At 42.5% G+C, this 17943-nt stretch carries 20 protein-coding genes; 15 read left to right on the top strand and 5 right to left on the bottom strand.

The window, feature by feature from the left end:
- The 11 genes from RCG21_RS29970 to RCG21_RS29920 all read left to right on the top strand — a co-directional run bounded on the left by RCG21_RS29970 (nt 1) and on the right by RCG21_RS29920 (nt 11631).
- The gene (locus tag RCG21_RS29970; protein WP_133333837.1) at nt 1-897 is read left to right on the top strand and encodes an ABC transporter permease; all 897 of its coding nucleotides are present in this window, start codon (nt 1-3) and stop codon (nt 895-897) included.
- A gap of 15 nt (nt 898-912) precedes the next feature.
- Nucleotides 913-1902, top strand: coding sequence for an ABC transporter ATP-binding protein (locus RCG21_RS29965; protein WP_133333838.1), 990 nt, complete (start codon nt 913-915; stop codon nt 1900-1902).
- The gene (locus RCG21_RS29960; RefSeq protein ID WP_235824763.1) at nt 1895-2863 is read left to right on the top strand and encodes an ABC transporter ATP-binding protein; all 969 of its coding nucleotides are present in this window, start codon (nt 1895-1897) and stop codon (nt 2861-2863) included. The genes RCG21_RS29965 and RCG21_RS29960 overlap by 8 nt, the downstream gene beginning before the upstream one ends.
- A gap of 29 nt (nt 2864-2892) precedes the next feature.
- Nucleotides 2893-3768 carry a sugar phosphate isomerase/epimerase family protein gene (locus RCG21_RS29955; protein ID WP_308914152.1) on the top strand — a complete coding sequence of 292 codons (876 nt, stop codon included), beginning with the start codon at nt 2893-2895 and terminating at the stop codon, nt 3766-3768.
- Nucleotides 3769-3791: 23 nt separating this feature from the next.
- Entirely contained in the window at nt 3792-4850 is a 1059-nt protein-coding gene (locus RCG21_RS29950) for a Gfo/Idh/MocA family protein (protein ID WP_133333841.1), read from the top strand.
- Nucleotides 4851-4853: 3 nt separating this feature from the next.
- Nucleotides 4854-5747 (top strand): sugar phosphate isomerase/epimerase family protein, encoded by an 894-nt coding sequence (locus tag RCG21_RS29945; RefSeq protein ID WP_133333842.1) that lies wholly within the window; start codon nt 4854-4856, stop codon nt 5745-5747.
- A gap of 160 nt (nt 5748-5907) precedes the next feature.
- Entirely contained in the window at nt 5908-7062 is a 1155-nt protein-coding gene (locus RCG21_RS29940) for an ROK family transcriptional regulator (protein ID WP_308914151.1), read from the top strand.
- 38 nt (nt 7063-7100) lie between these two features.
- The gene (locus RCG21_RS29935; RefSeq protein ID WP_308914150.1) at nt 7101-8135 is read left to right on the top strand and encodes an asparaginase; all 1035 of its coding nucleotides are present in this window, start codon (nt 7101-7103) and stop codon (nt 8133-8135) included.
- A gap of 74 nt (nt 8136-8209) precedes the next feature.
- On the top strand, nt 8210-8842 hold the full coding sequence (locus tag RCG21_RS29930) for a copper homeostasis protein CutC (RefSeq protein WP_133333845.1): 633 nt from the start codon (nt 8210-8212) through the stop codon (nt 8840-8842).
- A gap of 132 nt (nt 8843-8974) precedes the next feature.
- Nucleotides 8975-10909, top strand: a complete 1935-nt coding sequence (locus tag RCG21_RS29925) for a bifunctional 2',3'-cyclic-nucleotide 2'-phosphodiesterase/3'-nucleotidase (protein ID WP_372512736.1) — start codon at nt 8975-8977, stop codon at nt 10907-10909.
- 200 nt (nt 10910-11109) lie between these two features.
- Nucleotides 11110-11631, top strand: a complete 522-nt coding sequence (locus RCG21_RS29920; protein ID WP_308914149.1) for an NADPH-dependent FMN reductase — start codon at nt 11110-11112, stop codon at nt 11629-11631.
- Between the two features lie 34 nt (nt 11632-11665).
- Here the strand turns inward: RCG21_RS29920 and RCG21_RS29915 are convergent, their stop codons facing one another.
- On the bottom strand, nt 11666-11845 hold the full coding sequence (locus RCG21_RS29915; RefSeq protein ID WP_308914314.1) for a small acid-soluble spore protein H: 180 nt from the start codon (nt 11843-11845) through the stop codon (nt 11666-11668).
- 131 nt (nt 11846-11976) lie between these two features.
- Nucleotides 11977-12276, bottom strand: coding sequence for a hypothetical protein (locus RCG21_RS29910; RefSeq protein WP_133333848.1), 300 nt, complete (start codon nt 12274-12276; stop codon nt 11977-11979).
- A gap of 219 nt (nt 12277-12495) precedes the next feature.
- Here RCG21_RS29910 and RCG21_RS29905 point away from each other — a divergent pair, with 219 nt between their 5' ends.
- A complete protein-coding gene (locus tag RCG21_RS29905) occupies nt 12496-12972 on the top strand; it encodes an acyl-CoA thioesterase (protein WP_308914148.1) in 477 nt (158 codons plus the stop codon).
- Between the two features lie 81 nt (nt 12973-13053).
- Here the strand turns inward: RCG21_RS29905 and gpmA are convergent, their stop codons facing one another.
- From gpmA to RCG21_RS29890, 3 genes are all read right to left on the bottom strand, one after another.
- Nucleotides 13054-13821 carry a 2,3-diphosphoglycerate-dependent phosphoglycerate mutase gene (gene gpmA / locus RCG21_RS29900; protein ID WP_308914147.1) on the bottom strand — a complete coding sequence of 256 codons (768 nt, stop codon included), beginning with the start codon at nt 13819-13821 and terminating at the stop codon, nt 13054-13056.
- 167 nt (nt 13822-13988) lie between these two features.
- Nucleotides 13989-15002, bottom strand: coding sequence for an SIS domain-containing protein (locus RCG21_RS29895; RefSeq protein WP_308914146.1), 1014 nt, complete (start codon nt 15000-15002; stop codon nt 13989-13991).
- 158 nt (nt 15003-15160) lie between these two features.
- On the bottom strand, nt 15161-15883 hold the full coding sequence (locus RCG21_RS29890) for a GntR family transcriptional regulator (RefSeq protein ID WP_308914145.1): 723 nt from the start codon (nt 15881-15883) through the stop codon (nt 15161-15163).
- Between the two features lie 392 nt (nt 15884-16275).
- On the opposite strand from RCG21_RS29890, the gene RCG21_RS29885 reads away from it, so the two are divergent.
- The 3 genes from RCG21_RS29885 to RCG21_RS29875 all read left to right on the top strand — a co-directional run bounded on the left by RCG21_RS29885 (nt 16276) and on the right by RCG21_RS29875 (nt 17933).
- Nucleotides 16276-16425 (top strand): hypothetical protein, encoded by a 150-nt coding sequence (locus tag RCG21_RS29885; protein WP_308914144.1) that lies wholly within the window; start codon nt 16276-16278, stop codon nt 16423-16425.
- 75 nt (nt 16426-16500) lie between these two features.
- Nucleotides 16501-16851, top strand: coding sequence for a sensor histidine kinase (locus RCG21_RS29880; RefSeq protein ID WP_133333852.1), 351 nt, complete (start codon nt 16501-16503; stop codon nt 16849-16851).
- A 161-nt stretch (nt 16852-17012) separates the two neighbouring features.
- Nucleotides 17013-17933 (top strand): phosphatidylinositol-specific phospholipase C/glycerophosphodiester phosphodiesterase family protein, encoded by a 921-nt coding sequence (locus RCG21_RS29875; protein WP_133333853.1) that lies wholly within the window; start codon nt 17013-17015, stop codon nt 17931-17933.
- Nucleotides 17934-17943 lie beyond the last annotated feature (10 nt).

Raw genomic sequence — 17943 nt, 5'->3', positions numbered from 1 at the left:
ATGGAATTATCGAAACAAGTTACTCAAAATCAGACGATCATCACAGAAAAAAGGTATTCTCCGTTTAAGGACTTTTGGAAAAATTGGAAAAAGCAAAAAACAGCGTTCTGGGCAAGTTTTTTTATCCTATTACTGATTATCATCGCAATTATTGGTCCTTATATCGCACCGTATGATCCCTATAAACCTGATTATAATGCACTGTTACAAGGTCCAGGCAAAGACCACCTAGCAGGCACGGATGAATATGGGAGAGATATCTTTAGTAGATTACTAGCCGGTGCTAGAATCTCATTGAGTGTAAGCTTTCTTTCTGTTTTTCTGGGAGCTTTGGTTGGTACCATGTTAGGGCTTGTCAGCGGCTATTTTGGCGGCTGGTTAGACCGGTTTATCATGAGAGGAAGCGACGTCATGTTTGCTTTTCCAGATATCCTTCTTGCGATTGCAATTGTCGCAATCTTGGGACCGGGATTGACGAATGTCGTGATTGCCGTGTCCATTTTTGGTGTCCCATCCTTCGCGAGATTGGTGAGGGGAGCTACGCTTGAGGCAAAAGAAACTGTATTTGTGGAGGCGGCCAAATCGATGGGGGCATCCCATTTTCGAATTATGTTTCAACATATTCTGCCGGAAACACTTGGTAGTTTAATTGTTTTTATCTCAATGCGGATTGGAACAGCCATCTTGGCAGCCTCGAGTTTAAGCTTCCTTGGTTTAGGGGCAAGTCCAGAAACACCGGATTGGGGAGCGATGTTAAGCCTCGGACGTGATTATTTAGGTACATCGTCGCATGTCGTAATGATGCCGGGGATTGCCATCTTTTTAACCGTTTTGGCCTTCAATGTTGTCGGCGATGGGCTGCGAGATGTACTGGACCCGAAAACGAAGAATGAATAAGGGAGTTTGAAAAGGATGGAGAAGCTGCTGCAGGTAGAAAAGCTTGAAACAGAATTCACGAAGGATAAACATAAAACGAAAATTTTACACGGTGTTAACTTTCACATCCATAAAGGTGAGGTTGTCGGTCTTGTTGGTGAATCAGGAAGTGGAAAAAGTATCACTTCCCTCTCCATCATGAAATTATTTAAAGGGACGAGCGGAGAAATTTCAGGCGGCAGGATTCAATTTAATCAAGAGGATTTAACGAGCAAATCTGAAGGGGAAATGAGGAAAATTCGTGGAAAACAAATTGCGATGATTTTTCAAGAACCGATGACTTCTTTAAATCCCGTGATGAAAATTGGCGAGCAGCTGCTCGAGCCGATCCGCCTTCATTTAGGATTTGATGAGAAGAAGGCACGGGAACATGCCGTTTCAATTTTAAAAAAGGTCGGTATTCCAAGGGCGGAGGAAATCATGAAGGAGTTTCCCCATCAGTTATCCGGCGGTATGCGGCAAAGAATCATGATTGCGATGGCGATAACCTGTCATCCACAGCTACTCATCGCGGATGAACCGACGACGGCACTGGATGTCACCATCCAGGCGCAAATATTAGATCTAATCAAACAACTTCAACAAAAGGAACAAATGTCGGTGTTATTGATCACACATGATTTAGGGGTTGTTGCGGAAATGTGTGATCGGGTAGTCGTATTGTATGCAGGCAGAGTGGTTGAAGAGGCGAATGTATTCGATTTATTTGAAAGCCCAAAACATCCTTATACGAAAGGGCTGATTGGCTCTGTGCCAAAGCTTGGTCAGAAAAGGGATAAATTGGACTCGATTAGAGGCAATGTCCCGGACCCGAATCATTTACCTCAAGGATGCAAGTTTGCACCAAGGTGTAATGATGCGATGCCGATTTGTTATCAGGAAGAACCTCCAGAATTGAAATTTGATCATGGCAGGACTTGCAGCTGCTGGTTATACAAAGAGGAAAGGGGGGGCATACGTGTCTAATACTCTTTTAAAGGTATCAGGGTTAAAGAAATCTTTTTCGATTCCGGATGGCATGTTTGGAAAAAAGAAAACGCTCAAAGCGGTCCATGATGTATCCTTCATGATTCCGGAGGGGAAGACGTTTAGTCTTGTAGGGGAAAGCGGCTGCGGAAAATCGACAACAGGGAGACTGATTAATCGGCTGATTGCACCGAACCAGGGCGAAATCTGGCTTGACGGGGATGAAATCTCGGGAAAAAAAGAATCTCAATTAAAAACAATGCGAAAAAAGGTGCAAATGATTTTTCAGGACCCGTATGCCTCTCTTAATCCAAGAATGAAAGTTCGTGATATTGTTGCCGAACCACTTGCGATTCATACGAAGCTATCAAGGGCAGAGCGATATAAACAGGTAGCGGAAATTTTAGAGGTCGTTGGTTTAAGTGAGTATCATGCAAATCGTTACGCCCATGAGTTCAGCGGCGGCCAGCGTCAGCGCATTGGCATTGCACGGGCACTGATTCTGAAACCAAGATTGATTATTGCGGATGAACCCGTATCGGCCTTAGATGTTTCCATCCAGGCTCAAATCCTTAATCTTTTGAAGGATTTACAAGCTGAATTTAACTTAACCTATCTATTTATCTCGCATGATTTAAGTGTTGTTGAGCATATCAGTGACCATATTGGTGTGATGTATTTAGGGACGATCGTGGAGTCTGGGCCGAAAGAGGTTATTTTTTCTAACCCGCAGCATCCGTATACAAAAGCGCTTTTGTCGTCGATTCCAATTCCAGACCCGCGCCTGCGAAGGGAAAGGATTATTTTACAAGGGGATTTACCAAGTCCTGTAAATCCGCCGGCAGGCTGCCGATTTCATACACGCTGCCCTGTAGCGACTGAGGCTTGTAAAGGGACGGAACCTGCTTTGAAAAAAGCGGGAACAGACGATCATTTTGTTGCTTGTCATTTGGTAGAATAGCAGTTTTAAAAAAATAGGAGGGGTTTTCGATGAAGGTTGGATTAAGTACATACAGTTTAGTGAAGGAATTACGCGAAGGGACCATGGACGTATTGGATGTCATTCAATGGATTGCGGATAATGGCGGCGAACATATGGAAATGGTTCCTTACGGTTATTCGATGGTCGATAATCCCGAATTAGCGGATCAAGTTAAGGAAAAAGCAGCAACACTCGGGATTGAGCTGTCAGCCTATTCCTTGCCGGCAAACTTTGTTCAAGAGACTGAAGAGGCTTTTCAAGAAGAAGTGGAACGTCTCAAAACACATGTAGATATCGTCAATCGTTTAGGGATCAAGATTATGCGCCATGATGTAACGGCCTTCACGCTAAAGCCTGAAGAAATGACCATCCATTATTTTGAAGAACATTTTTCAAAATTTGTTAGGGGCAGCCAGTTGATTGCTGATTATGCGGCACAATTTGGTATTACGACTACGATTGAAAATCATGGCTTTAATGTTCAGTCAAGTGACCGGGTTCAGCGGGTGATTCATTCTGTGAACCGTGAGAATTTTAAAACGACCCTTGATGTGGGAAATTTCCTATGCATTGATGAAGATCCGCTTGTAGGGGTAAAGAAGAATATTCCATATGCCGCGACTGTTCATTTTAAAGATTTCTATATTCGTCCTTACTATGAAAATCCAGGGGATGGTGTCTGGTTCCGGACGGTGAATGAAAACTATTTGCGTGGTGCGATTGTCGGCCATGGTGATTTAAATATTCGTGAGATTATCAAACTCGTTAAAAATTCAGGATATGACGGCTATTTAACGGTTGAGTTCGAGGGAATGGAAGATTGCAAGATTGGATCGAAAATTGGAATGGATAATGTAAGAAGACTATGGAATGAAGTGCAGTAATTTTTACAGAAGGGGTGAAACACATGGAACAGCTTCGGGTTTGTGTGATTGGAACAGGTTCAATTTCCGATATGCACCTGGCATCCTATGCGAACAATCTCCATGCCGTATTATATGGTGTGTACGATTTTTCAAAGGAAAGAGCGGAGGAGAAAGCAAGGAAGTACGGAATTGAAAAGGTGTATGACTCTCTAGAAGCGGTTTTTGACGACCCTCATGTTGATGCTGTCAGTATTTGCACCTGGAATAACACGCATGCTGAAATTTCAATCGGTGCTCTTAAAAGCGGCAAGCATGTTTTAGTAGAAAAACCTCTTTCCATGACAGTCGAAGAAGCTGTAATGGTGGAGGAAGCAGCGCGAAAATCCACTAAAACCTTTCAGGTTGGTTTTGTCAGAAGATTTGCCACCAATACGAGGGTATTGAAATCGTTTATTGATCAGGGGAAATTAGGGGAAATCTACTATGCCAAGGCATCCTGCCTGCGGAGATTAGGGAATCCGGGCGGCTGGTTTGCCGACCAGGCGCGCTCTGGCGGGGGACCATTAATCGATCTTGGTGTTCATATTATTGATATTTGCTGGTATTTAATGGGGCGCCCAAAGGTGAAATCGATCTCCGGGAATACGTATCGGCAGCTTGGAAATCGTGGAAACGTTGGGAATCTAAGTTTTTATAAAGCTGCGGACTATGATCAAGGGAAAAATACGGTAGAAGATTTAGCTAATGCCCTCATTACCTTTGAGAATGGCGCTTCTTTACTTGTAGATGTTTCCTTTACCTTACATGCAAAGAAAGATGAAATTCAAGTAAAATTATTCGGGACAAAGGGCGGAGCTGAATTAGAACCAGAATTGGTTTTGATTAGTGAAGAAAATAATACGATTTTAAATATTCATCCGCAAATGGATCATCTTAGCTTCGATTTTTCCAATGCGTTTCAAAATGAAATTGATTCCTTTGTGGAGAGCTGTTTATCAGGGATTGAACCAGTGGCACCCGTTGCAGACGGCGTTGAAATCATGAAAATTTTAGCGGGGATTTATGAAGCTGCGGAAAAGAAGTGCGAGGTGAGATTTTAATCTATGACTTCCTTAAAACTGAATAATAAAATTGGGGTTATCGTGGATAGTCTTCGATTGCCGCTCCGTGAAGGTCTTAAAGCAGTAAAGGAAATGGGAGCGGATGGTGTTCAAATCTATGCGGTTAACGGTGAAATGGCCCCGGAAAATTTAAGTGGCCAATCTCGGAAGGAACTTAAATCTTATCTTGAGTCATTAGGATTAGAAATCTCCGCCCTTTGTGGTGATTTAGGCGGTCATGGGTTTCAGGACCAGCAACAAAATAAGCAGAAGGTTGAAAAATCGAAGCGGATTTTAGACTTAGCCGTGGAGCTTGGAACCAATATTGTCACTACCCATATTGGGATTATTCCAGAGGAGAAGGATAGTCCTATCTTCGAAGCTATGCAATCAGCATGTGAAGAGCTTGGAGTCTATGCAAAAAGGATGAATGCCTATTTTGCTATCGAAACGGGTCCGGAGCATGCGGTCAGATTGAAGGACTTTTTGGATAGCCTAAGTACCAATGGAGTCTCCGTCAATTTTGATCCGGCGAATATGGTAATGGTAACGGGGGATGATCCTGTAGAAGGTGTAAAGCTTCTTAAGGATTATATTGTTCACACCCATGTAAAGGATGGGATCCGCCTTAAACCTGTTGACCCTCGCGATGTGTATGGTGCGCTTGGCTATGGAGGCGGTACTGACCATGAAAAAATCGCTCAAATGGTCGCCTCTGGGGAATACTTTCGAGAACTGCAACTCGGAAAAGGTGCAGTTGACTTTCCAAAATACTTCGCAGCCTTACAAGAAATCCAATACAACGGCTACCTAACCATTGAACGCGAAGTTCAAACCAACCCAACTCAAGATATAAGTGAAGCAATTGAATTTATTAAAGCATTTAAGGTAGATTGAGAAGGAGTTGTGTTCGATAAAATTCGGGGCGAGACAGGCGCCGCTCGAATTTTGTCGAATGAATTTAAAAAATGATGTTAGTGCTTTCTTATGAATGGGAGATTTAACATGATTTTTTAAAGAGAGATAGAAAAATCATTTAAAAAGGGATGTAAATGGAATGGAAAAACAGGATCAGCTTTTAATGAAGAAGCAGAATAAGAATTTAGTTTTAGAGATTATAAAGAATCAATCGCCGATTTCGAGGATGGAAATTGCTAAGATCACAGGGATGAGTCCGACATCGATTACGAGGATCGTAAATGAGCTTCATTTACAAGGATTTGTTAAAGAGACGGAATTAGTAACTTCCGGTGTTGGTAGAAAGGCTGTTTTACTTGATGTATGTGATGATGTGTTTTTTACGATCGGAGTTGAAATAGACAAATTTATTATAAAAATCGGTATTGTCAATTATGTTGGGGAGATTGTTGAATTAAGGAGGATTCCAAGATTGGAGTCCGAAAGTTACTTTGAAACACTTGAAAAGGTAAATATGAATCTAAAGGAATTAATTGAAAAAAATCGGATTCCTCATCAAAGGATAATTGGGATTGGGGTAGGATTACCGGGTTTTATTGATAATCAAAACGGAGTTGTAAAGGTATCGGATCAGCTTAAATGGAAAAATGTCAATCTAGCGGAAGATCTTAAACAGCTTACGGCATTCGAAGTCATGATTGATAATGAATTAAAAATGAAGATTGTCGCGGAGGATTTTAAGGGGAGCGCAAAAAATTCGCATCATGCCGTCCTTGTTGGTATTGGATCAGGTATCGGTTCTGCGATGATTCTTAACGGGGAAATTTACCGTGGCGATTCCAATAATGCGGGGGAAATCGGCCATACGGTGATTAATCCGACTGGGAATGTTTGTAATTGCGGGAAAATTGGCTGCCTTGCCACCTATATATCCGAAGGGGCGATTGTTGGGGATGCAAGAAAGGTAAAAGAAATTGATTCCATTCTTGATGTATTTGAGGCATACCGAAATGGGGAATCATGGGCCCATAATCTTATGGATCGAACAACGACTTATATTGCTCTAGCTGTCAGCAATATCCTTTGTCTCTATAATCCGGAAATGATTATTCTGAGCGGGGATACGATTGAAAGGCTCCCCGAAATAAAGCAACCGATTGAGCAGAAATGTGACCTATATATATGGGAACCATTGAAAGAAAGAGTAAAGATCGTTTATTCCCAGCTAGGGGAACATGGGGTTGTTCTTGGCGCAGCGATTCAAATACAAAATTTGCTTCTAGATTTAGAGTAAACAAGGGATTTCATTTTTTAAGGGGAGAGGTTAGAAGGATGAATGCGGTAAAATTAGTGGAAGAAACTAGAGCAGGCTTAGTTGAAAATGTTCATACAGGAATGATTTGCGGGGTAAATGAAAGGTTAGAAACGATCTTTTATGCAGGAGATCCTGACCACTACACCTATTATCGGTCAGCAGCCAAACCTATTCAAGCACTGCCTGCCTTCTTATCGAATATTATAACGAAATATGGATTGACAAGTGAGGAGGCTGCTTTGTTTACTGCTTCCCACCGCGGAGAATCCTATCATATTGCAGCTTTAGAGTCGATGCTAAAGAAATTACCTGTTCGGGAGGAAGAATTATTTTGTCCTTGCTCCTATCCTTTAAATGCAGCGCCAAGGGAAGAAATGCTTCGGGAAAATAAAGAAAAAAGAAGACTTTATCATAATTGTGCAGGTAAACATATGGGATTTGTTACGGTTTGTCGTGAACTTGGCTACCCGGTAGAAGGATATTGGGAAGTGGGCCACCCGCTTCAACAACAAATCTTACAGATTCTTTCGGGGCTCTCGGAAATCCCTATTGCGGAGATCAAAGTTGGAAAGGATGGCTGCGGGGTCCCTGTTTTTGCCATTCCTTTAAAAAATATGGCGACAACCTATCTAAAATTAGCTTGTCCTGATTTGATTAAGGACCCAATTTTACAAAAAGCCGTTATACAAATGACGGGTATTATGAATGAGTATCCCCATATCATTGCTTCAGAGCGATTTATTTGTTCTGTCTTGCTTCAAGATCAAAATATTGTCGCAAAAGGCGGAGCACAGGGAGTATATTGCTTTGGCTTGAAAAATGAAAGAATTGGTTTTGCTTTAAAAGTGTTAAATGGATCAGAGGATGTTTGGCCAGTCATTGTCGCCTCGATTTTGGAACAAATCGGGTATAAGAATAAACAAACGATTACGAATTTAAGAGCTTTAAAACCATCTGTTCTAAAAAATGATGCCGGTGATGAAGTTGGGGCCGTTCATGAACGGTTTGCACTGATTGCATATCCCGAAAATGCGGACAAACAAGAAATTTGAAAATAAGTTGCTATGTTAAAGGCTAGCGATGGTTTCTGTATGGAAACTGAAATCAATTTGTAGGGTGGTTGTTCATGCTTAAAGAAGTCTGTGTAGAAAATTTTACGAGGGTCCCCGAGGTAATTGCCAAAGGAGCTGGCCGAATTGAGCTTTGTGACAACCTTTCTGTAGGAGGCACAACCGTCAGCCACGGTGTTGCGGTTAAAACCATTGAATATTGCCATAGGAGCAATATTCAAGTGATGGCCATGGTCCGGCCTAGAGGCGGAAATTTTATTTATAGTAAAGAAGAAATAGAGTTGATGCGAGAGGATCTTGTCCATCTTAAACAATTAGGCACAGATGGAGTGGTGCTTGGCTGTTTAGATGAATCTGGCTGGATTGATGAGGAGGCGATGCTGCGCCTTCTGGAATCAGCAAAAAGCCTAGACGTAACGTTTCATATGGCCTTTGACCACATTCAGCCTGAATGGCAATTGGCTGCAATTGATTGGCTAGCAAATCATGGAGTAAAACGAATCCTAACCCATGGCGGCCCGATGAATTCCCTAATTGAACAGAACCACCATAGGTTGAAGGAATATATCGACCACGCTGCCGATAGAATCATCATCCTACCCGGTGGCGGAATCACAACTAAAAACCTAAACGAAATCACCACCTCCTTAAATATAAAAGAAGCACACGGAACCAAGATTGTTGGTTGAGCTGTAGAAAGAATGATGCGACAAAATTCGGGTGGTGCCTGTCACCGCCCAAGTTTTGTCGAATAATCCCTTTTCTGGATACAAATACTATCCTCGTTTGTATGATTTTCATATAAGGGAGGATTTTTTTCATTGGTAAAGAAATTTATTTTGTTTGTAATTTCGGTGCTGGTTCTGGCGGTGCAGGCGATGCCGTCTAAAGGATTTGCGCAAAAGCCGGATAGCAGGATGCAGCTGCGCTTGCTTGAAACGACCGATATCCATGTGTTTTTGGCAAACTATGATTATTATCAAACCAAGCAGGATGACAAGGTCGGCTTGGTGAAGACCGCCAGCCTCATTAAACAGGCGCGCAGTGAAGTGAAAAACTCCATGCTGTTTGATAATGGCGATGAAATTCAGGGCAATCCATTAGGCGATTACATGGCAAGAGTAAAGGGGTTAAAGCCAGGTGAAGTTCACCCTGTTTACCGGTCGTATAATCTTTTGGGGTATGATGCGACCACGCTTGGAAACCATGAATTTAACTATGGATTGGATTATTTAAAGGAAATACTGAATGATGCAAAAATGCCGGTGGTCAATGCCAATATCGTAAAGGCTGGAACTGAAGAACCGTATTTTACACCGTTTGTTATTTTGAAAAAGAAGGTTGTCGATGAGCGCGGCAAAAAGCATAACCTTAAAGTCGGAGTAATCGGTTTTGTTCCACCGCAAATAATGGAATGGGATAAGTCTAATTTAGAAGGAAAAGTGGAAACAAGATCAATTGTGGAGACGGCGAAAAAATATGTTCCACAGATGAAAAAGCAGGGAGCCAATGTGATTGTCGCTCTTGCTCACACGGGAATTAGCGGGGAGTCTTATCAGCCCGGAATGGAGAATGCAGGCTACTACATAACGCAGGTCAAGGGCATTGATGCGGTATTTACAGGACATCAGCATAACACCTTCCCGGGTCCAATCTACAAGGACCTGCCGAATACTAATCTGGAAAAGGGGACAATTAACGGGAAACCGGTGGTAATGGCCGGAGCCTTTGGCAGCCATCTTGGTGTGATTGACCTGCAGCTGCAGAAAAAGCGTGGCAAATGGAAGGTGGTCGATAGTAAAGCCGCCCTTAGGCCGATTGTTGATCCTACGGGGAAATCCCTCGTTCCAACTGATGAGACATTAATGAAGGTGATTAGGCAAGAACATGAGGCGACCATCAACTACGTTAATCAGCCTGTCGGTGAAACGACCGCCCCAATCTATAGCTATTTTGCCCTCGTCAAGGACGATCCTTCTGTACAAATTGTCAATAATGCACAAGCAGAATATGTGACGGGCGCATTAAAGGACCCAAAATATGCGGGCATTCCCATTCTTTCGGCGGCAGCGCCATTTAAAGCAGGTGGTCGTGGCGGTCCGACGTATTATACTGATATTCCAGCTGGAAAGCTGGCCATTAAAAATGTTGCGGATTTGTATTTGTATCCGAATACACTGCAAGCAAAAATGGTAACAGGTGCCCAATTGAAAGAATGGCTGGAAATGAGTGCAGGGCAATTTAATCAAATCAATCCTGCCGGCGGCGAGCAGGCGTTAATTAATCCGGATTTTCCATCGTTTAACTTTGATGTAATTGACGGTGTGCAGTATCAAATTGATGTAACCAAACCAGCGAAGTATGATATAAATGGGAATATGGTGAATGCGGGCTCAAGTCGGATCGTTAATTTGACCTATCAAGGGAAGCCGGTTACGGCCGACCAGAAGTTCATTGTTGCCACGAACAATTATCGTGCTTCGAGTGCGACTTTTCCGGGAGTTAGTCAAGGTGAGATTGTGTTAAAGGCACCAGATGAAAACCGGCAGATTGTGACCAATTATATTCAGGCGCACAAGCCGCTGAATCCGACTGCCGACCAAAACTGGTCGTTTGCGAAATTTGCCGGTTCGGCCGTTCTGGTATTTGATTCCTCGCCAAATGCGCAAAAATACCTTAGACAATTCCCAAATATTAAATATATGGGACCGTCTGATGGAGGATTTGCAAAGTATTTGGTGGATTTGACGGAATAAAGGAGATTTACAATAAAAAAGTGCGGACCCCAATGGGTTTGCGCTTTTTTTGAAGAAAGAACTAGGGATTCTAGAGTGAAAGTCCAGGGTATATAGTCCTGGTTTTAGACAAATGTAGGAGAAAATATCCTCCATCCTTATGATTTAATTAAACCCAACTTTTTCTATAATAAAAGTAGAAATGGTGAGGAGAGAGAAAAATGAAAGTAGTTATTATAAATGGTTCGCCTAGAAAAAAGGGAAGAACCAGAATCGCAGCCCGTTTTATTGCAAAAAAATATGATGCAGAACTATTGGATTTAAGTGAAGTGAGCATTCCGTTGTATAACGGAGAAGCGGAGCAGGCAGAGCTGCCAGAGGTGCAGCAATTAAAAAGGATGGTAAAAGAGGCGGATGCTGTTATCCTTGCATCTCCAGAATACCATAGTGCCATGAGCGGGGCGCTGAAAAATGCGCTGGATTTTTTAAGTAGTGAACAATTTGCGCAAAAACCAGTTGCTCTTTTAGCCGTAGCAGGCGGCGGTAAAGGCGGAATCAATGCTTTAAATAATATGCGTATGGTCGCAAGAGGCCTCTACGCCAATGCCATCCCAAAGCAGCTTGTTTTGGACCCTCACTGCTTTGACTACGAACAAAACACACTAAATCAGGAAAGCGCTGAGTTAGTTGATGGATTACTAAAAGAACTTATCCTCTATACGAAGTTTTATCAAACTTTATAATGAAAAAGGGTTGCATAGGTTGCAACCCATTTTTTTAAGATTCCATTAGGTTTGATACATCAACGCTTTGCTTTTGATTAGGCTGATCTAAAGGATGAATGGTAGCAGTGCCATTTTGTTGGTCAACATGCTCGATATAAATCCGAGTTCCATTATACATAACATTTGCCATCGTAGTTGAATTGGCAATCTCTTGAGCTCTTTGTGCGTCCATCATTCGAACCTCCTTTTCCTTTAACAGTATCCGCACAATGACAAGGTATATACGCATTTTTATGTAGGTGTGTGGTGTTTCGACAAAATACGGGTGGTGCCTGTCACCACCCGTATTTTGTCGAAAGCTATTTATTCCCTGACTCCATCTTTGAAATTTTTGTTCCAGTGTTTGTCGCCGGAGTGTTCGAAGTCTTGGATGGTGCGTTCAAGGACGTCGAGGATCCATTTTTTTGTTTCGTTTACGGTGTCGTAGAAGGCTTTTTCTGCGATTCCGGAGGTTTTGATTCCGGCTAAGGCGTTCGAGGAACTTAGACGGCGATGTTCATCTGCCTTTTTGTCGAACTCGTCAAGGACATGCTGTACGAACTTACCAAGGTCTTTGTGTTCCTTTGTAATCCGCTGCTGGATTTCCCGCAATCTCTTGTCCATATTTATTTTCCTCCTTGATTCGAGAGTGATTTATTATATTAAGAGACTTGAAAAATCATGGATTAGAATTCCATTAAAATTGTAATTTTTGGGGGAAACTAAGCATTTGGTTTGTGAATGGAGGTTTGTGTTAGAATGGTTTAAGTGATTCGACAAAAATTGGGTGGTGCCTGTCATCATTCGAATTTTTTCGAAAAGTTAATTTTGGAGGTGTGGGCTTTGTCCCAGGAAAAATTATCGATTCAGCATTCAAAGACTATTCAAACGCGATTGGTTTTTCCACCAGATACGAATCATTTGGGTACAATTTTTGGAGGAAAAGTACTGGCATATATTGATGAAATTGCAGCATTGGCAGCGATGAAGCATTCAAGTAGTGAGGTCGTTACTGCATCTATTGATTCGGTTGATTTTCTGTCTTCGGCAAAGGTTGGAGATATCTTGACGTTAGAGGCTTTTGTCACCTATACAGGGAGAACCTCAATGGAGGTCTATGTGAAGGTAACTGCACATAACCCTATCCAAAACAAGAAAACTTTAACAACTGAATCCTTCCTAACCATGGTAGCTGTCGATCAAGAAGGAAAGCCCAAACCTATTCCGGGCATATATCCTGAAAGTGAAGAAGAAAAACAACTATTTGAAACTGCCCTACCCCGCAAGGAAAACCGAAAATTAAGGTCGGCACTTCGATAGTGGGACACTGTCTTGAGAATATCCTGCAATTCGACAAAAAACGGGTGGTGCCTGTCACCGCCCGTTTTTTGTCGAATCCGTTCATCCAATCCACTCGCAGTTTTCGGGGTCGTTCGGGTCGATATGCCGAGGGATGAGGTCCTCTGCTGCTTCGCCTTCGTCACATAGGTAGTAGTGTCGGATAGGGTTAAGATTGTCGTCGAGTTCATAGACGAAGGGAATACTGTTGGGAATGTTTAGGCTCGTGACTACTTCATCGGGAATTTGATCGAGATTTTTCACCAGAGCCCTTAATGTATTTCCGTGTGCAGAGATGATCACGCGTTTGTTCTGCTGTAAATCAGGAACAATCGCTTCCCTCCAATAGGCTGCAGCACGCTTCTCTGTATCGAGAAGGCTTTCGGTAAAGGGTATATCTTCTGCTCCGAGCCCTGCATATTTCGGTTCGGTCAGGATACCCTTATGAGCCTCCTTAGAAAGCTCTGGCGGCCGGACTTTGGCCGAGCGCCGCCACTCATTTACTTGTTCTTCACCGAAGCGGGCGATGACCTCGTCCTTGTTCAACCCCTGCAGCCCACCGTAATGCCGCTCATTCAGCTTCCACGATTTTTGTACCGGAATCCACACTAAATCCATTTCATGAAGGAGAATCCAACAGGTCCGAATCGCCCGCTTGAGAACAGAGGTATAGGCAACATCGAAGGTAAATCCATGCTTTTTCAAAATCGCACCGGCTTCTCGGGCCCCATTGTACCCCTCATCGGTAAGGTCGATGTCCAGCCAGCCGGTAAAACGATTTTCCAGATTATAAAGACTTTGACCATGCCGGATAAAAACAATTTTTTTCACTGTTTTAACCACCTGAAAATAGTTTTTACTTAGTATGCGTTTTGCGGTAGTGAATTATAGATACAACGGGGATTACCGAATTCAGAGCACAATACTTGTACGGCCACAAAACATGTTCCTATAAAAAAAGAAGCAGCCCACCCGAAAGTGCCTGCTCTTAAATGATATTAAAATGGAACTTTCTTATAGTATCTTCTTGTAGTCAGCGGATGTTCGCGGTATTTTTCCAGGTAGCAGCTGACACGCTCGAGCAGGGTGGCAAAGACGATTGGTGATAGGTAGCTTCGAAATTCCGCTGAAATGCCTGTTAACTCATAGTCTTTCGTATCAAAAACAGTTACTTCCTTCGAATAGTGCTCGGCGAAACGTTCGACTCTTTCTACGAGTGAACGTGTTTTGTCTTCCCCTTTGAAAAGAAGGATGCTGGTGTCTTCTTCGACTAGTTCTAATGTGCCATGGAAGAAATGGGAGGCATGGACTGCTCGCGTTTTGATCCATTGCATTTCTTCTAAAATGCACATTCCATAATAATGCGTTTGGGCCCAATCGATGCCGGCACCGGAAAGGATGTGGTAAGGGGTGTTTTGGTGTTTGCGGGCGAAGGCTTTCGCGCGTTCTTCGGTTGCTTCCTTTACCATTAGTAATACCTCTGGTAAGCTCTTCATTTCCTCGGTGAATTGGTGGTATTGCGGCAACTCGTTTAGTTTATACAGGATGCGGAATGCTAGCAGGTAGGATTGAATGTAAAAGGATTCGCAGGATGTATCATCCTCTGCATAGTTTACAAAGGTGTAGTCTGTCAGTTGTGCCAATGGTGTATCTGCATGACCGACCAGGCTGATGGTGGTGGCGCCTTTTTCTTTAGCGTATTTCGCGGCCACCCCGGTTTCCTTCGTGGTTCCGGAAAGGGAAGGGAGGATGACTAGTGATTTTGGGCCAAAGTGTTTATGGTCAATGAGCATTATTTCTGATGAGATTTCTGTAAAGACAGGCAAGGTAGAGTGTGTTTTTAGGATGAATTCTGCCGGCTCCATTAGGATGGCTGCACCGCCTGTTCCTGCGAAAAATAGGTTTTCAACGCCTTTTTCTAACGCTGTATCAATCGCTTGGTCGAATTCATTTTTTAAATTTAATGCCCCATTTTGGATTTTCAAAAATCGTTCTACATCGAAATTATACATCTTCTACCCCTCCACCTTGTGTTTTATATAACCTTTGGTATGTTACCTCTGGTTATAATTTAACATGAGGATCAGTTGGAAATCAATCATATTTTTTGAAAAATCAAAAATTCAATTTAGCACGAAAAAGACAGCCGTCACGGCACCGGCTGCCTTGGTTACATCTCGTGTGGACGGTATACTTCGCTTTCAAAACGGGCCTTATAGGCGGGATACCTTGATTGGACGAATTCAAAAGGTGAACCGTTTTCGGTGAATCCAAGGCTTTGAAAAAGTACCATGGGACTGTCCAGGTCAATGTTCAGATAGGTAGATTCCCTTGTTGGTGCCTTTTTTACTTCAATCGACCGTTTGGCATTATGAATGGAAATGTTGTGCAGGTTTAGAAATTTGTATAGTGAACGTTCGGAAAAATCAGTGCGGATGAGGTCAGGACATATGTGCAATGGGATATAGCTGCTGACAAGGCATATGGGTTCATTGTCGACGAACCTTAGGCGCTCTAGTAAAAATACTTCTGAGTTTTCCGGGATTTCAAGGAATTTTGCAACGTCCACAGGTGCTGTTGTCACGATTTGTTGAAGCACCATCGATGTGGGTGTTTTGTTCTGATGGCTGGCATCTTCGTGGAAGCCAATAAATGACTGCAGTTCATGGTCAGTGTATTTTTTATCCGCAATAAAGGTTCCTTTACCAGCTAGGCGATATACCTCACCATCCTGCTCAAGTTCCTCTAGTGCTCTCCTTACCGTTGGTCTGCTTACACCAAAAAGGTCACATAGCTCCCTCTCCGAAGGAATCGGCGTGAGTGGTGACAGGTCCTTAAATTGCTTAAGGATTTTTTCCTTTAATTGTTGATATAGAGGAATACTTTTATCCATTTAAAATCAGATCCTTATCTTTGGATGTTAATAACCTTTGGTCATATTATTGAGTTTATCTTACCTGATTTGCTGAAAGGAGACAATCAAATTTTTCGACAGGTGCCTGTCACCACCCGAATTTTGCCGAATAAATTCATCCTCTGTGTAGACCTTTTTGATAGATTACAATTATTTTAGCAAAATAGACGTCGAAGTTCGTAAAATTCCCTGGGAAATCCTGTCGAAGAACAGGAAATTTCCGCAAATCAGTTATATGATTTTTCAAAAAGGTACCATGCGAAAAATGAACAAACACATTTTCACATACTTTTCACACATTTATACCAAGGTTTTACCCGCCTATTTGTCTATACTTAAAAATGTAATCTGGACAAATAAAGGAGGGATTCATGGTGAAGAAGGTTATGGTTGCCGGAATTGGGGCTGTGATGTTGTTGGGGGGCGTTTATGGAGTGAAAGCGTGTCGGCTGCGGCCAATCCTGAGAAAGTGGAAGGAAAAGCAGTTTTGCAGACAAATTCCCATATTGGAAAACGGCTAGCGTTTCGAGCTAAGTATATATCGATGTGGTGGTTGAAAGTAAATTCGGTGATTCGGTTATAATGGATGGGGAAAAATGAAGCGGGCTTTGATCAACCTGCTGGGAAATGCTATTCGGTATGCGGAAACGAGGATTGTGGTAAGAAGCTTTTTGGCCGAACAGCAGGTTATCGTTGAGGTAAAGGATGATGGTGTTGGATTAGCACCGGGAGGAGAGGAGAAAATCTTTCAACGGTTTTACAGCGGCGATGCCGGCGGGTCAGGGATTGGTCTGGCGATTTCAAAGCGATTATTGAAGGGCATAAGGGGTCCATCCATGCGTTTAACGGAAAGCCAAAAGGAGCGGTGTTCCAGGTTGAAATTCCGCTTCTACTACTTTCCAAAAAAGGGTCTGAACCAAAGGTTTAGATCCTTATCCTTTTTATAAACTTGCCCTTGTTTGCCTAGTGTCCACCCCACAAGGACAAAATCGATAAAAAGTCCACGACCGGTGCCTGTCACCTTTTTGAATAATGGGTTGGAATTCGAGGGAAAATACGGATTGGGACGGAATATTACCTTTAATTACTGCTAGGAAGTTGTTGACCAATGAATCGCTTATTTATTAGATGCACTACTACTATTTTATTTTCTGGACTAATTATGTTTTCAGGAAGTTCCGGGGGCTCTGCTGCATTCGCCATGATCGACCAAGGAGAAAGTAAAAGGCTGCTTCAGATGGATTTACCTAAAAGTATAAAAGAGGGGTTTCCCTTTATTCCTTTGAAAGTCACTCCCTATGCATGGGTACAGAAAACCAAAATTATCGCTCACGGGATGGGCGGAGTTGAAAGGAAAAGAGTGACAAATAGTTTAAAAGCCTTTCAATCCAATTATAAAAATGGTATCCGAGTTTTTGAGGTGGACCTTGTTTTTACGACTGACGGTCATATAGTCGCAAGGCATGACTGGCACGCGTATATGTATCCGTTTTTAGGCCAGAAGAACAAAGGCGATCAACTTTCACTTCAGGAGTTTAAAAGCTTAAAAATCCATGACGGGTGGGAGCCGCTGTCCGTATACGACCTCATCACTTTAATGAAAAGGTACCCTGATGTTTATTTTATCACGGATACAAAATTAGATAATACACGTGTTATTAGCGAGGTTGTGGCTCAATTTTCAAAGGAGAATCAGGCACTGCTGCAGAGAATAATTCCCCAAGTGTACGGGCCAAAAGATTATCAGAGAATAAAGGAGATTTATCCTTTTGAAAATATGATTTTAACAACGTATAGATTAGGTATGATGAGCCGGGAAAATATCCTTGGATTTCTGCAAAATAGCGATATTAAGGTAGTAGCATTGTCACAGAACCAAGCTAGTTTGCCATTTATTGAGAGGCTAAAGAGGCAGGGGATTTCGGTGTATGTCCATACGGTCAATAATAAAGTGGAGGCAAAAACACTATTAAACCAGGGTGTTACGGGAATCTATACAGACTATTTAAGGATAGATGATTTGAAATAATTCATGTCAG

It is taken from the genome of Bacillus salipaludis (assembly GCF_030938565.1).
Taxonomy (GTDB): domain Bacteria; phylum Bacillota; class Bacilli; order Bacillales; family Cytobacillaceae; genus Neobacillus; species Neobacillus salipaludis_A.
Note: the sequence above shows the minus strand (reverse complement) of the source record. Positions and strands in the feature narration are given on the sequence as shown.

What these genes read in the sequence shown, in the direction of transcription:
- RCG21_RS29945 (WP_133333842.1), top strand. Translation starts at nt 4,854, where the DNA reads ATGACTTCCTTAAAACTGAATAATAAAATTGGGGTTATCGTGGATAGT.
- RCG21_RS29885 (WP_308914144.1), top strand. Translation starts at nt 16,276, where the DNA reads ATGGTGAAGAAGGTTATGGTTGCCGGAATTGGGGCTGTGATGTTGTTG.
- RCG21_RS29910 (WP_133333848.1), bottom strand. Translation starts at nt 12,276, where the DNA reads ATGGACAAGAGATTGCGGGAAATCCAGCAGCGGATTACAAAGGAACAC.
- RCG21_RS29880 (WP_133333852.1), top strand. Translation starts at nt 16,501, where the DNA reads ATGAAGCGGGCTTTGATCAACCTGCTGGGAAATGCTATTCGGTATGCG.
- RCG21_RS29920 (WP_308914149.1), top strand. Translation starts at nt 11,110, where the DNA reads ATGAAAGTAGTTATTATAAATGGTTCGCCTAGAAAAAAGGGAAGAACC.
- RCG21_RS29965 (WP_133333838.1), top strand. Translation starts at nt 913, where the DNA reads ATGGAGAAGCTGCTGCAGGTAGAAAAGCTTGAAACAGAATTCACGAAG.
- RCG21_RS29955 (WP_308914152.1), top strand. Translation starts at nt 2,893, where the DNA reads ATGAAGGTTGGATTAAGTACATACAGTTTAGTGAAGGAATTACGCGAA.
- RCG21_RS29875 (WP_133333853.1), top strand. Translation starts at nt 17,013, where the DNA reads ATGAATCGCTTATTTATTAGATGCACTACTACTATTTTATTTTCTGGA.
- RCG21_RS29930 (WP_133333845.1), top strand. Translation starts at nt 8,210, where the DNA reads ATGCTTAAAGAAGTCTGTGTAGAAAATTTTACGAGGGTCCCCGAGGTA.
- RCG21_RS29950 (WP_133333841.1), top strand. Translation starts at nt 3,792, where the DNA reads ATGGAACAGCTTCGGGTTTGTGTGATTGGAACAGGTTCAATTTCCGAT.
- RCG21_RS29890 (WP_308914145.1), bottom strand. Translation starts at nt 15,883, where the DNA reads ATGGATAAAAGTATTCCTCTATATCAACAATTAAAGGAAAAAATCCTT.
- RCG21_RS29940 (WP_308914151.1), top strand. Translation starts at nt 5,908, where the DNA reads ATGGAAAAACAGGATCAGCTTTTAATGAAGAAGCAGAATAAGAATTTA.
- RCG21_RS29935 (WP_308914150.1), top strand. Translation starts at nt 7,101, where the DNA reads ATGAATGCGGTAAAATTAGTGGAAGAAACTAGAGCAGGCTTAGTTGAA.
- RCG21_RS29970 (WP_133333837.1), top strand. Translation starts at nt 1, where the DNA reads ATGGAATTATCGAAACAAGTTACTCAAAATCAGACGATCATCACAGAA.
- RCG21_RS29895 (WP_308914146.1), bottom strand. Translation starts at nt 15,002, where the DNA reads ATGTATAATTTCGATGTAGAACGATTTTTGAAAATCCAAAATGGGGCA.
- RCG21_RS29915 (WP_308914314.1), bottom strand. Translation starts at nt 11,845, where the DNA reads ATGGACGCACAAAGAGCTCAAGAGATTGCCAATTCAACTACGATGGCA.